We start from the raw sequence: 12,681 nt of genomic DNA on the forward strand, positions 1-12,681 counted from the left end.
AGGGAGGTTCAGGCCAGCGCGTGGTAGGAACGCCGGAACCTGACCAGCGGCTTCTCCCCCGTCGTGGGCCCCAGGCCCACCACCTCGCCGAGCACCACGACGTGGTCGCCCGCGGGGTGAACCGCGGTGGTGCGGCACTCGAAGGCCGCGAGCGCGCCGTCCAGCAGAGGCACCCCCGTGGTGGGCCCGGAGCGGTGGGGCACCCGGTCCAGCTGCCCCACGGCGGGCCTGCCGGGGGTCGACAGCCACGTGGCGGTCGCCCGCGCCGACTGGGGCAGCAGCGACAGCCCCCACGCGCCGGCGCCCTCGACGGCGTCGAGGAAGCGCGCGTCCTCGTGGACGCACACGAGCAGCAGCGCCGGCTCGCGGCTGACCCACGTGTAGGACGTCACGGTGATGGCGTGGTCGAGCCTGCGCCAGCGGGTGCTGGCGACGGCGACCCCCGCCGCGATGCCCTCGAAGGCCGCGGCGGCCGCGTCGAGGTCGACGCGGCCGCCCACGGGCTGGTCGGGCTGGTCGGGCTGGTCGGCCTGCTCGCTCACGCGCCCACGGTAGGAGCGGCGGCCGGGCCGGTCGCCGGCAGCACCACGGCGACGGGTCCGGCGCTGACGCCGGACACCACCACGGCGGGGCCTGCGGCGGCGAGCACGTCGGTGATCTCGTGGCCGATGAGCTCGTGGCGCTCCAGCAGGGCGTCGCGCAGGGCGGCCACGAGGTGGGTGTTGGCGCCGAGCAGCGCGCGCACGGCCTCGCGCTGGGCGCCGAGCAGCTCCTCCAGCTGCCCGCGGGCGCTGGCGTCGCCGAGCACGCGGCCCACCAGGCCCTCGCCCACCGGAGAGGCCTCGGCGGCGGCGAAGGAGACCAGGGAGCCGGCCATGCCGGCCGAGCCGACCATCTGCGCCCCGATGCGGGTGGCGTAGGCGAGGTCGGAGCTGGGCCCCGTGGAGACGTCGCCGAAGGCGAGCTCCTCGGCGACCTGCCCGCCGAAGGCGATCTGCACCAGCGCGACCAGCTCGCTGCGCGAGCGGGTCCACACCTCCTCGGCGTCGCCGTGGGCGAGCAGGCCCAGCGCGCCGGCCCGCTTGATGATGGTGAGCACCTCCAGGCGGCGCTGCGGCGCCACGAGGTGGGCGACCACGGCGTGGCCCGCCTCGTGCGTGGCGATGAGGCGCGCCTCCCGGGCCGTGTAGCCGACCGGGGAGCCCAGGCCCACCGACGTCACCAGGCGCGCGTGCTCGACGTCCTTCCAGCTCATCGCGGACGCGCCGCGGCGCACGGCGTTGACGAGGGCCTCGTCGAGGAGGTTCTCGATCATCACCGGCGTGGAGCCGGCGGTGATGCCGGCGAGGGCGTCGCGGCGCTCGTCGTCGTCGAGCTCGGCCTCGTGCGCCTTGCGGGACAGGAAGTGGTCGAGCACCTCCCGGCGGCCCCGCTGGTCGGGGGCGTCGAAGGTGAGGCGGCGGTCGAAGCGGCCCGGGCGGAGCAGGGCGGGGTCGAGGGAGTCGGCGCGGTTGGTGGCGGCGATGAGCAGGACGTCGACCGGCTCGACCTTCGGGCGCGGCAGCTGGCGGTGCGCCGGGAGCAGCAGGTTCACCGCGTCGACGAGCTTCCCGAGCAGCTGCTGGGCGCCCGTGGGCTCGTCGAAGGACTGCATCTGCACCAGCAGCTCGTTGACCACGCCGCCGACGCCCTCGGTGCCCATCGCCGAGACGACCGGTGCGCCGTGCGACGCGACGCCGGCGGTGCTGCGCACCTGGCCCGGCAGGCCCTCGAGGCCACCGCAGCACACGACGGCGCTCGCGCTCGCCGGAGCGGCGAGCGAGCCGGCGGGCGCCATCGGCATGCCGTGGCGGACGGTCGCGATGGCGTCGATCTCCTCGATGAAGCCGATCGCCCCACCCTCGGCGCGCGCGGCCCTGCGCAGCGCGCGGAAGTAGGACCGGATCCTGCGGGCCGTCGCGCCGTAGTACATGGACTGGAAGCTGGTGCCGGAGACGTAGAGGAACGGCACGCCCGCCTCGCGCGCCATGGCCTTGGCCATGTGGGTCTTGCCCGTGCCCGGCGGCCCCTCGAACAGCAGGCCCCGGCGCGGGGTGCCGCCCATCTCGCGGCGGAAGGTGCGCCCGGCCAGGAACAGGTCGAGCGAGCGCTGCACCTCCTCCTTGACCGGGCCCAGCCCCTTGACGTCGTCCAGGGAGACGTCGATCTGCTCCGGGCGGTAGACGAGGTGGGGCGAGCGGCCCGAGACGACCACCTGCGCGAGCAGCACGCCGATCATCACGAGGAAGAACAGCCCGACGACGAGGTAGAGCGGGTCGACCACCGGGAGGGCGAAGTCCTCCCCCGACACCGGGTCGCCCGTGAGGAGCCGGTACCAGAGGTAGACCGCCACCGGAGCCAGCAGGACGGCGATGCGCAGCAGCCGGCGCTGACGACGCCGCTCGCGGTTGCGGCCGACGTCGGCGCTGTCGCGGCGGGCGCCCTGCTGTGACTCCATGCTCACTCCCCGTGTCGACTGGAGGTCATCACAGCGACAGTCCGCCACTCTCTGCAACTAGTCACCCACGCATCGGTGGCCGTCATCACGCTCGGTAGCGAATCGTCACGCTGGAGGAGCGATACCGGCGAAGAGGTCGGTCTCAAGACCGTCGCCGCGTCGGGTGTCCGGAGCGGGGACCCCGCGTGCGAGGCGGTAGGCCTCCGTGGTCCAGACGGGCTGCCACCGGTCCTGGCTGACCATGAACTCGGGTCCGCCCTCGAAGCGCGTGCGCACCTGGCTGCGGTGGGCCCGCAGCGCAGCGGCCTTGGCGGACAGCTGCTCTGGGGCCTCCACGACGCACGCGACCTGGTCGTCGTCCACGACCATCGAGGGCCACGACGAGCGGTCACCGCCGAAGGAGTCGGCCGCCACGGACGCGGGCACCACGCCCTCGTAGAACTTGGCGACCTCCCACGGCACACCGCCGGCCACCCGCGCCGCCGCCGGGTCGGCCGCCAGCTCCACGGCGCGGCGCGCCACGGCGGCCGCCTGCACGTGGTCCGGGTGGCCGTAGCCACCGCCCGGCTCGTAGGTGACCACCACCTGCGGGCGCACCTCGCGCAGCACGCCGGCCAGGCGCGCGGCCGCCTCGTCGAGGTCGGCGCGGGCGAAGGCCGCCGGTCCGGTGTCCGGGGCGGCGACGGCGCGCATGCCCTCGCCCCACGCCATGCCGGAGTCCTCGTAGCGCGCGGCCGCCGTGGCGGCGGGCTCCTCGCCGTCGAGAGGGGCGTCGTCGAGGAAGCGGTGGTCGCTGACGCCGAGGGCCTCCATGGCGGCGGCCAGCTCCAGCACGCGGTGCGCGCCGAGGGCGGCGCGGTCGCCCTCGAGGTGGGCGAGCTCGGGCTCCACCACCTCGCCGCGCTCCCCGCGGGTGCAGGTGACCAGCGTGACGCCGGCGCCCGCGCTGGCGTAGCGCGCCATGGTGGCGCCGTTGCCGATGGTCTCGTCGTCGGGGTGGGCGTGGACCAGCAGCACCCGCCGCGGGACGTCGAGGGACTCCATCGCGGCGAGCTCCTCGGGCTCGAAGGCGCGCTCGGCGACGTCGTCGACGACGTCGGCCAGCTGCGACAGCACGTCGTCGGCGGGCGCGGCCGTCGTCGCGGCCTGGTCAGGACCCTCGGGACGGGGCTCGGGTGCGTCGGGCGTCGTCGTCACAGCTGGCCACGCTAGCCAGTCAGTCCGGCCCGCACCCCTGCTGACGGGCTCGCGGGTGCGGGCCGCAGGCAACTTCCAGCAGAGCGCGTGTCGCGGCCAGGGGCTGTGGACAGCTGCAGCAGCAGACCTCGACCTGCGCGAGTCCGTCGGGGTGCCTCGAGGCACCGCCGGCGCTCAGGTGAGCACAGCCGCCACGAAGAGCCGCTCGAGCGCCTCGCCGTAGGCGGCCGGGCTCCAGCCCCGCTGCACCACGAGCTGGTCCCACAGCTGGGTGCTGTTCAGCGCCCACAGCGCGTCGCGCACCGCATCGAGGTCCATGTCCGGCCGCGTCTGCCCGGTCCCCACCAGGTGCCGCGCCAGGCCGGTCATGCCCATCAGCCGCTCGCCGTCGGCCTTGGCGAGCAGCGCAGCGGCGCCGGGGTCGCCGGAGGAGCGCAGCGCCAGCAGCAGCAGCGGCGCGGTCCGCTCCTGCACCCCGACGGCGACGGCGGTGTAGCCGCGCAGGACCTCCCGCGCATCGGTCAGCGACCGCAGCGCCGTCAGCGACTCGCGCTCGGCGAGGGCGACCGGCTCGTCGTCGCCACCCACCGCGACGTCGAGCAGGGTCGCCAGGAGCGCGGCGCGGCCGCCGACCGCCTTGTAGACGAGCTCGACCGAGACGCCCGCCTCGGCCGCGACCCGCGCCACGGAGAACTCCGCGAACCCCTCGGCCAGCAGCAGGTCCCGGGCGACGGCCAGCACGCGGGCGCGGTTCTCCGCGGCCCGCGCCCGCCGGCCGCTCGCGTCGTACGCGCGCCGACCCTTGACCTCTTCCACTTTCGATTCCACACTTCCGTATCGAATACAGATGACTGGATCTGAAGTCTCGCCTAGCCCTGGAGTCTCACCCCGCACCGGAGGCCCGCCATGAGCACGTCCGCCGCGACCACCTCATCGACCGCAGCCGCTGCTGGCCGGCCCAGAGCGGCGAGGTGGTGCTCAGCGCTGGCCGTGCTCGGCGCGGGTGCCACCGGGCTGGTGGCGGGGGTCCACATCAGCGGCATCCCGCTCGCGGAGGCGTTGCGGACCCTGGACCCGGCGGGCTACACCACCACCAAGCAGGCGCTCGACGTCAGCTACCCGAAGCTCATGAGGCCCCTGCTGCTGGCCACGCTCGGGGTGCTCGCCGCCTCCCTGGCCGCCCAGTGCCTGGCGGAGCGCCGGGGGGCGGCGCTGGCCAGCGGGGTCGCGCTCGCGGCGGGGGTCGTCGTCCTGGTCGCGGTCCTGCGCGGAGACCTGCCGATCAACCAGACGATGGACGCGTGGGACCCCCTCGGACCGCCTGCGGGCTGGGAGGCGGTGCGGGCGGACTGGGAGCGGTGGTTCGCCGTCCGGGCCGCGGCCGGCCTGGCCTCGTTCGCCGCCGCCCTGGCGGCGCTGGCCGCCCTGGTCGCTCGGACGCGAACGCCGTCGTCCTGAGCTCGTCCCGCCAGCGGGTGGATCTGCGCCACTCCCTCACTGGCACGGGGTGGCNNGGGCCACCCCGTGCCAGTGCGCGGGTGGCGCGCCGGGTCAGCGGCGGGCGCGGGCCACCTTGCTGCGCTCGGTCTGGTCGAGGACGACCTTGCGGATGCGCACGGCGTCGTGGGTGACCTCGACGCACTCGTCCTCGCGGCAGAACTCCAGGCTCTGCTCGAGGGAGAGCTTGCGGGCCGGCACGAGGCGCTCCAGCTCGTCCGCGTTGGAGCGGACGTTGGTCATCTTCTTCTCCTTGGTGATGTTGACGTCCATGTCGTCAGAGCGGGAGTTCTCCCCCACCACCATGCCCTCGTAGACCTCCGTGGAGGGCTCCACGAAGAGCGTGCCGCGCTCCTGCAGCGACGTCATCGCGTAGGAGGTCGCCGCGCCGGCGCGGTCGGCCACCATCGAGCCCGAGGGGCGCGTGCGCAGCTCACCGAACCACGGCTCGTACTTCTCGAACGTCGCGTGGGCGATGCCGGTGCCGCGGGTCTCGGTGAGGAACTCCGTGCGGAACCCGATGAGCCCGCGCGAGGGCACGAGGAACTCCATGCGGACCCAGCCGGTGCCGTGGTTGGTCATCTGCTCCATGCGGCCCTTGCGGACGGCGAGCAGCTGCGTGACGGCGCCGAGGTAGTCCTGCGGGACGTCGATGGTGAGGCGCTCGACGGGCTCGTGGACCTTGCCGCCGATCTCCTTGGTGACCACCTGCGGCTTGCCGACGGTCAGCTCGAAGTTCTCGCGGCGCATCTGCTCCACGAGGATCGCCAGCGCCAGCTCGCCGCGGCCCTGCACCTCCCACGCGTCGGGGCGCTCGGTGGGCAGCACGCGCATGGACACGTTGCCGACCAGCTCGCGGTCGAGGCGGTCCTTGACCAGGCGGGCGGTGACCTTGGCGCCCTTGACCTTGCCGGCGGTGGGCGCGGTGTTGGTGCCGATGGTCATGGAGATGGCCGGCTCGTCGACCGTGATGAGCGGCAGCGGGCGCGGGTCCTCGGCGTCGGCGAGGGTCTCGCCGATGGTGATCTCCGGGATGCCGGCGACCGCGCAGATGTCGCCCGGACCGGCGGAGTCGGCGGGCTTGCGCTCGAGCGCCTCGGTCATGAGGAGCTCGGTGAGCTTCACGCGCTGCTGCGTGCCGTCGGCGCGGCACCACATGACCGAGTCGCCCTTGTGCAGCTCACCCTCGTGGATGCGGCACAGCGCGATGCGGCCGAGGAACGGGGAGGCGTCGAGGTTGGTGACGTGAGCCTGCAGCGGCGCGCCCGGCGTGTAGGAGGGCGCCGGCACCGTCTCGAGGATGGTGCGGAAGAGCGGCTCGAGGTTGTCCTCGTCGGGCATGCCGCCGTCGGCGGGCTGGGTCAGCGACGCGCGGCCGGCGCGGGCCGAGGCGTAGACCACGGGGAAGTCGAGGAGGTCGTCGGCGTCGGGGAGGTCGCCGGCGAGGTCGAGGAAGAGGTCACCGGTCTCCTCGACGACCTCGGAGATGCGGGCGTCGGGGCGGTCGACCTTGTTGACCACGAGGATGACCGGCAGCTTCGCGGCCAGCGCCTTGCGCAGCACGAAGCGGGTCTGGGGCAGCGGGCCCTCGCTGGCGTCCACGAGCAGCGCGATCGCGTCGACCATGGACAGGCCGCGCTCCACCTCGCCGCCGAAGTCGGCGTGGCCCGGGGTGTCGATGATGTTGATGGTCACGCCCTCGGGAGCGCCCACCGCCGCCGCCGACGGACCGGTGTACCGGACCGCCGTGTTCTTGGCGAGGATGGTGATGCCCTTCTCGCGCTCCAGGTCGCCGGAGTCCATGACGCGGTCGTCCACGTGCTGGTGGTCGCCGAAGGCGCCGGACTGCTTGAGCATCGCGTCGACCAGGGTGGTCTTGCCGTGGTCGACGTGGGCGACGATCGCGATGTTGCGCAGGTCTGCGCGGGTCGCGGTCTTGCTGGAGGTGCCAGCGGACATGGGTGTGCACTCGATCCGTCGTGGGGTGAGGCCCTCAGAGTACCGGCGCGGGGCTGTCCCCCGTGAGCAGCGGGAGCCGGTGCTCGAGCTCGTCGGCGGCCAGCGCGGGGCCGAAGTGCCACCCCTGCCCGCCGGTGCAGCCGGCCACCACGGCGCGCGCCGCCTGCTCGGCGGTCTCGACCCCCTCGGCCACCACCTCCAGCCCGAAGGCCGAGCCCGCGCGGGCCATCAGCTCCAGCAGCGCCGCGTCCGCGGGACCCTCGGCCACCACGAAGGAGCGGCCCACCTTGAGCTGGTCGGCGGGGGTGGTGGCGAGCGCGGAGATGGAGGTGAACCCGGTGCCGAAGTCGTCGATGGCCACGCGGACGCCGTGCGCGCGCAGCGCCCGCAGGTTGGCCGTGGCGCGGGGGTCGTCGACGAGCACCGTCTCGGTGATCTCCAGCACGAGCCGCTGCGGGGCCAGCCCGGCGGTCGCCAGCGCCTCCAGGACGTCGGTGACCACGCGGGGGTCCGCCAGGTGGCGCCCCGAGACGTTCACCGACACCGACGGCACGTCGCGCCCGCGCACGGTCCACCGCACCAGCTGCAGCGCGGCCTCCGCCAGCACGAAGCAGCCCAGGTCGCGCACCAGCGAGCTGCGCTCGGCCACGGCGATGAACTCGGTCGGGTCCACCGGCCCGTGACCGGGCCGGTCCCAGCGCAGGAGCGCCTCCACGCCGAGCAGGCGCACGTCGTCGTCGCCGGCGCCGAGGGGCACCACCGGCTGGTAGACCACCCGCAGCTGGTTCAGCGCGAGCGCCGTGCGCAGCGCCTGCTCGGTGCGGGCGGTCTGGGTGAGCTCGGAGCGCAGCTGCTCGCCGAAGAGCTCCACCCGGCCCCGGCCCGCGGCCTTCGCGCGGTAGGCGGCGGTGTCGGCCTCGGCCAGGAGGGTGCGCGCCGCTCCCGCCGCACCGGCCTGCTCGGCGCCCCCGTCCTCGCCGTCGACGACGACGGGGGCGGTCAGCGCCACGCCGATGCTGGCGCCGACCACCACGCCGTACCCGCCGAGCCCCACGGGCTCGCTGACGGCACGCACCAGCTTGCCGGCGCGGCGCAGCAGGGCGTCGGCGTCCGGCGCGTCCGGCACCACCACCACGAACTCGTCGCCGCCCAGGCGGCCCACCACGTCACCGCCGCGCACCGCCTCGCGCAGGCGCCCGGCCACCACCTGCAGCAGCTGGTCACCGGCGGCGTGGCCGTGGGCGTCGTTGACGGCCTTGAAGCCGTCGAGGTCCACGAAGAGCAGGCCCGTGCGACGGCCGGCGGCGCGGTCGGCCACGAGCACCGCCTCGAGGTCGGCGAGCACGCGGCGGCGCACGGCCAGGCCCGTGAGCCCGTCGTGGTCGGCCTGGTGGCTGACCTGGTGCTGCAGCTGCTCGCGCGCCTGCGCGGAGCGGGCCACCTGCACCGTCCAGGCGTGCACGTCCCGGCCCAGCGGACCGGGCAGCGCGGGCAGCGCCAGCGCCTCGGCGTGCCGGCCGGCCACCACGAGCCGCGCCTGGACCTGCACGTGCTGCAGCGCGGCGACGGCGGCGGACAGGGCCCTCGACGCGGCGCGCAGCTCACGGGGACCGGTCTCGGGGACCTCCACCAGCTCCCCGCGGCTGATGCGCCCGGCCACGGCGGCCAGCTGCGCCGAGGAGCGAGCCAGCCACCGGCCGACGAGCAGCGCGGCCGCCAGGCTGACCAGCAGCAGCGCGGCGCAGGCCTGCAGCAGCACCCCGGCGCGCTCGCGGGCCGCCCCGGCGTCCTGCGCGCTGGACGAGCGCACCTCGGCGGCGGTGGCGGCGAGCAGGTCGCCCACCGCCCGGTCGCGCGCCTCGCTGGCCGGCACCAGGTCGGTGAGGTCCTGGACCGACAGCCTCTGCGCCGGAGCCGCCAGCGCCTCGCCGTCGAGCGCCGCGGACAGCGCCGCCACCTCGGGGCGCGCCAGAGCGGCGTCCCACGCGTCCTGCAGGGACGGCGTGGCCAGCACGGCCCCGCGCGCGCTCAGGTCCGCTGCGGGGCCGTCACCGGCGAGCTCGGCGTAACCGCCCCAGGCCGCCAGCCAGGCGCGCCGGTCGGCCCCGGCCTCCGGGCCGTCGGTGGCGCTCGCGACGAGCAGCAGCGGTAGCTGCCGGCTGGCGAGCTGGCCCAGGCGGACCACCTGCTGCAGGTCCTCCAGCGCCGTGGCGGTGCGAGGGCTCAGGCTCCCCGACAGCGCGCGAGCGGTGGCGCGGGCCTGGGCGTCGGCGAGGAGGTTGGAGGTGCGCTGGTAGGAGGCGGCCACGCGGGCTGGGTCGGGCGAGGGGGCGTCCGCGAGGGCGCGGGCCGCGGCGAGGCGGTTGCCGGCGTCGGTGGCGGTGGAGCCGACGTCGAGCCGCTGCGCGGTGCCCGCCTCCTCGTGCTGCGCCAGGCCCTGCACCGCGTCCACGGCCGCGTCCGAGGCGGCTCTCGACGGTGCCCGGTCCTCCACCAGCGAGGGCACCAGCGCCGGTGCCATCTCCGCGTCGACGGCGCGGCGGGCGTCGTCCAGGACCGCGACCGCAGCCACCTCGCGCTGCGCCTGCGCGGCGGCGCGGGCCTCCTGCACCGACCCGGCCACCGAGGTGCCGGCGAGCGCCGACGCCGCGAGCACCGGCAGCAGCACGAGCGCCGCGAGCGCCTGCCACAGCGGGCGGCCGGCGGCCGCCCGCGGCGGTGCGTCGGCCCGGGTCACCCCCGTCACATCGACCCGCGCCTGCCCCGACGTGAGGAGGCGGACGGGTGACCCCCGCCCGGCAGACGCGCCGGGCGGGGCCCAGGAGGGAGGGGTGGAGCCCGGGACGGGCTCAGGGGGTGCGGACGAGTCCCCGGTCGGCGAGGTCGTCCCACAGCGGCTGCCACCCGCCGGCAGGCTCCTCGGCGAGCAGCGCGGCGTTGCGCTCGACCTGCTGCGGCGTGCGCATCCCCAGCACCACGCCGACGACGGCGGGGTGCCGCAGCGCGAACGCGACGGCCGCCGCCGGCAGCGTGGTGCCGTGCTCGGCGCAGAGCGCGGCCAGCTCGCGGGCCCGCGCCAGCACGTGCGGCGGTGCCTGCTCGTAGTTCCAGTTCGCGTCGTCCGGGACCTCCTGGCGCGCCAGCAGCCCCGAGTTGAACACCCCCACGGCCACGACGGCCCTGCCCAGCTCCAGCGCCGCCGGCAGCACGTCGTCCAGCGCTCCCTGCTCCAGCAGCGTGTACCGGCCGGCGAGCATGACGACGTCGGCGTCGGTCTCGCGCAGCACCCTGGTGAGCGGTGCCGAGTAGTTCATGCCGGCTCCGACGGCGCCGACCACGCCCTGCTCGCGCAGCTCCACGAGGGCCGGCAGCCCCTCGGCGACCACCTGGTCGAGCTCCTCGGGGGCGTCGGGGTCGTGGACGTAGACGACGTCGAGCCGGTCCAGCCCCGTCCGCTGCAGCGTCTCCTCGATGGAGCGCAGCACGCCGTCGCGGGAGTAGTCGCGCACCCTCCCGACGTCGCCGGGGACGTCGAAGCCGTCGTCGTCCTTCTCCAGGGGCTGCTGGCGCGGGCGCAGCAGGCGCCCGACCTTGGAGGAGATGACGAACTCGTCACGGGGGCGTCCGCGCAGCGCCTCGCCGAGCCGCCGCTCCGACAGCCCGACCCCGTAGTGGGGCGCGGTGTCGAAGTAGCGGATCCCGGCGTCCCACGCGGCGTCCACGGCGGCGCGCGCGGTGTCGTCGTCGACGGCGCGGAACAGGTTGCCGATGACGGCGGCCCCGAAACCGAGGGTGGTCAGGTGCACCCCCGTCGAGCGGACCTCCCGGGTGGGCATCGGCTGGGCAGCGGGGGTGTCGGTCACGAGGTCTCCCTGGGTGGCAGGACGAGGCTGTGGGCGCCGCCGTCCACCTGCAGCACGCTGCCGGTGGTGGCGCCCGCGAGCGGGCTGGCGAGGTAGCAGATGGCGTGCGCCACCTGCCCGGGCTCCACGAGCCGCCCGGTGGGCTGGCGGGCCGTGAGCGCCGCGCGGGCGGCGTCCGGGTCGTCGGCCTGGGACAGCAGGCGGCCCACCCAGGGGGTGTCCGCGGTGCCGGGGGCCACGGCGTTGACGCGCACGCCCTCGCGGACGAGGTCGGCGGCCATCGCCTGGACCAGGGCGTGCAGCGCGCCCTTGCTGGCGTTGTAGGCGGCGCGCTGCACGAGGCCGGTCCAGCCACCGATCGAGCCGGTGCAGACCACCGCCGCGGGGCTGGGCCGCCCCTCGGCGAGCGCGGCGGCGGCGGAGGCCCGCAGGTGCGGCAGCGCCGCCCGCACCAGGCGCGCGGTGCCGACCACGTTGACGTCGAGGACCCGGTGCCACTCGTCGTCGTCGACGTCCTCGACGGTGCCGACCGAGCCGGTCCCGGCGTTCGAGACCACGACGTCGAGCCCACCGAGGAGCTCCGCGGACCTGGCCACGGCGGCGCGGACGGAGGCGTCGTCACCGACGTCGCAGGTGACCTCCGCGATGCCGGCCTCGGGGTGCTCCAGGGGGCGCAGGTCGAGGGAGGCGACGGCGGCGCCGCGCTCGGCCAGGGCCCGGGCGGCGGCGCGCCCGATGCCGCTCGCGCCCCCGGTGACCACCGCCCGGACGCCGGAGAACTCGCTCACGCCTGCCCCATGACCGTGCGCTGGCTGCCCAGGCCGGAGATGGAGCACTCCACGACGTCGCCCTCGCGCAGGTACGGCTTGGGGTCGGGGAAGCCGAGCGCGACGCCGGCGGGCGTGCCGCTGTTGATGACGTCGCCGGGGTGCAGCACCATCTTGTGGCTCAGGTAGTGGATGAGCGCCGCGACGCCGAAGACCATCTGCGCCGTCGACCCGTGCTGGCGCTGCTCGCCGTCGACGGACAGGCGCAGCTCGAGCGCCTGCGGGTCGGGCACCTCGTCGGCGGTGAGCAGCCACGGACCGAGCGGGTTGAACGTCTCGCAGCTCTTGCCCTTGTCCCAGGTGCCGGTGCCCTCCAGCTGGAAGGCCCGCTCGGAGACGTCGTGGCTGACCGCGTAGCCGGCCACGCACGCCAGCGCGTCGTCCGGGGAGTCGAGGTAGCGGGCGACCGATCCGATGACCACGGCCATCTCCACCTCGTAGTCGGTCTTCACCGAGCCGCGCGGCACGAGCACGGTGTCGCGGTGGCCGATCACGGTCCACGGGTCCTTCATGAAGACCACGGGCTCGGGAGGGGTCTCCATGCCGGACTCGGCGGCGTGGTCGGCGTAGTTCACGCCGATGCAGACGACCTTGCCGGGCCGGGCCACGGGCGACCCGAGACGCAGGCCGCCACCGGTCTCCGCGTGCTCGGGCTCCCAGCCGGGGACGGCCGGCAGGTCGGCGACGCGCCCCCGCAGCGCGGCCAGGCGGTCCGGTGCGAGCGACGGGCCGTCCCAGTCGGTGGTGAGCGAGGAGGCGTCGCGCAGCACGCCGCCGCCGTCGAGGACGCCGGGCTTCTCCGCGCCGGGGTCGCCGAAGCGCACGAGCCTCATCGCTGGTC

Annotated in this window: 10 protein-coding genes; 1 reads left to right on the forward strand and 9 read right to left on the reverse strand. The window is 75.6% G+C overall.

Features of this window, described 5'->3' with window-relative positions; translation table 11 throughout:
- Positions 1-8: 8 nt before the first annotated feature.
- From FHN55_RS07310 to FHN55_RS07325, 4 genes are all read right to left on the reverse strand, one after another.
- Positions 9-542 carry a flavin reductase family protein gene (locus tag FHN55_RS07310; protein WP_139711600.1) on the reverse strand — a complete coding sequence of 178 codons (534 nt, stop codon included), beginning with the start codon at positions 540-542 and terminating at the stop codon, positions 9-11.
- Complete coding sequence (locus FHN55_RS07315; protein ID WP_139711602.1) at positions 539-2,497, reverse strand: AAA family ATPase; 1,959 nt, start codon at positions 2,495-2,497, stop codon at positions 539-541. The genes FHN55_RS07310 and FHN55_RS07315 overlap by 4 nt, the downstream gene beginning before the upstream one ends.
- Before the next feature lie 105 nt (positions 2,498-2,602).
- Positions 2,603-3,541 (reverse strand): N-acetyl-1-D-myo-inositol-2-amino-2-deoxy-alpha-D-glucopyranoside deacetylase, encoded by a 939-nt coding sequence (gene mshB, locus FHN55_RS07320; RefSeq protein ID WP_139711687.1) that lies wholly within the window; start codon positions 3,539-3,541, stop codon positions 2,603-2,605.
- Positions 3,542-3,868: 327 nt separating this feature from the next.
- Positions 3,869-4,510 (reverse strand): TetR/AcrR family transcriptional regulator, encoded by a 642-nt coding sequence (locus tag FHN55_RS07325; protein ID WP_139711604.1) that lies wholly within the window; start codon positions 4,508-4,510, stop codon positions 3,869-3,871.
- 90 nt (positions 4,511-4,600) lie between these two features.
- Here FHN55_RS07325 and FHN55_RS07330 point away from each other — a divergent pair, with 90 nt between their 5' ends.
- On the forward strand, positions 4,601-5,152 hold the full coding sequence (locus FHN55_RS07330) for a DUF1772 domain-containing protein (protein ID WP_139711605.1): 552 nt from the start codon (positions 4,601-4,603) through the stop codon (positions 5,150-5,152).
- Positions 5,153-5,245: 93 nt separating this feature from the next.
- On the opposite strand, the gene typA is transcribed toward FHN55_RS07330, so the two are convergent.
- From typA to FHN55_RS07355, 5 genes are all read right to left on the reverse strand, one after another.
- Positions 5,246-7,150 (reverse strand): translational GTPase TypA, encoded by a 1,905-nt coding sequence (typA, locus tag FHN55_RS07335; protein ID WP_139711608.1) that lies wholly within the window; start codon positions 7,148-7,150, stop codon positions 5,246-5,248.
- Between the two features lie 34 nt (positions 7,151-7,184).
- Positions 7,185-9,887 (reverse strand): bifunctional diguanylate cyclase/phosphodiesterase, encoded by a 2,703-nt coding sequence (locus FHN55_RS24095; RefSeq protein ID WP_139711609.1) that lies wholly within the window; start codon positions 9,885-9,887, stop codon positions 7,185-7,187.
- A 112-nt stretch (positions 9,888-9,999) separates the two neighbouring features.
- Positions 10,000-10,986 carry an aldo/keto reductase gene (locus tag FHN55_RS07345; protein ID WP_139711688.1) on the reverse strand — a complete coding sequence of 329 codons (987 nt, stop codon included), beginning with the start codon at positions 10,984-10,986 and terminating at the stop codon, positions 10,000-10,002.
- 23 nt (positions 10,987-11,009) lie between these two features.
- The gene (locus FHN55_RS07350) at positions 11,010-11,801 is read right to left on the reverse strand and encodes an SDR family NAD(P)-dependent oxidoreductase (protein ID WP_139711611.1); all 792 of its coding nucleotides are present in this window, start codon (positions 11,799-11,801) and stop codon (positions 11,010-11,012) included.
- Complete coding sequence (locus FHN55_RS07355; RefSeq protein WP_139711613.1) at positions 11,798-12,673, reverse strand: fumarylacetoacetate hydrolase family protein; 876 nt, start codon at positions 12,671-12,673, stop codon at positions 11,798-11,800. The genes FHN55_RS07350 and FHN55_RS07355 overlap by 4 nt, the downstream gene beginning before the upstream one ends.
- Positions 12,674-12,681: the final 8 nt, after the last annotated feature.

The sequence above is a fragment of the Streptomyces sp. NP160 genome (assembly GCF_006335115.1).
In the GTDB taxonomy this organism is placed as follows: Bacteria; Actinomycetota; Actinomycetes; order Actinomycetales; family Quadrisphaeraceae; genus Quadrisphaera.

Excerpts from the sequence above, each read along its gene's own strand:
- FHN55_RS07315 (WP_139711602.1), bottom strand. The coding sequence starts at position 2,497 with ATGGAGTCACAGCAGGGCGCCCGCCGCGACAGCGCCGACGTCGGCCGC.
- mshB (WP_139711687.1), bottom strand. The coding sequence starts at position 3,541 with ATGGAGTCCCTCGACGTCCCGCGGCGGGTGCTGCTGGTCCACGCCCAC.
- FHN55_RS07330 (WP_139711605.1), top strand. The coding sequence starts at position 4,601 with ATGAGCACGTCCGCCGCGACCACCTCATCGACCGCAGCCGCTGCTGGC.
- typA (WP_139711608.1), bottom strand. The coding sequence starts at position 7,150 with ATGTCCGCTGGCACCTCCAGCAAGACCGCGACCCGCGCAGACCTGCGC.
- FHN55_RS07345 (WP_139711688.1), bottom strand. The coding sequence starts at position 10,986 with ATGCCCACCCGGGAGGTCCGCTCGACGGGGGTGCACCTGACCACCCTC.
- FHN55_RS07355 (WP_139711613.1), bottom strand. The coding sequence starts at position 12,673 with ATGAGGCTCGTGCGCTTCGGCGACCCCGGCGCGGAGAAGCCCGGCGTC.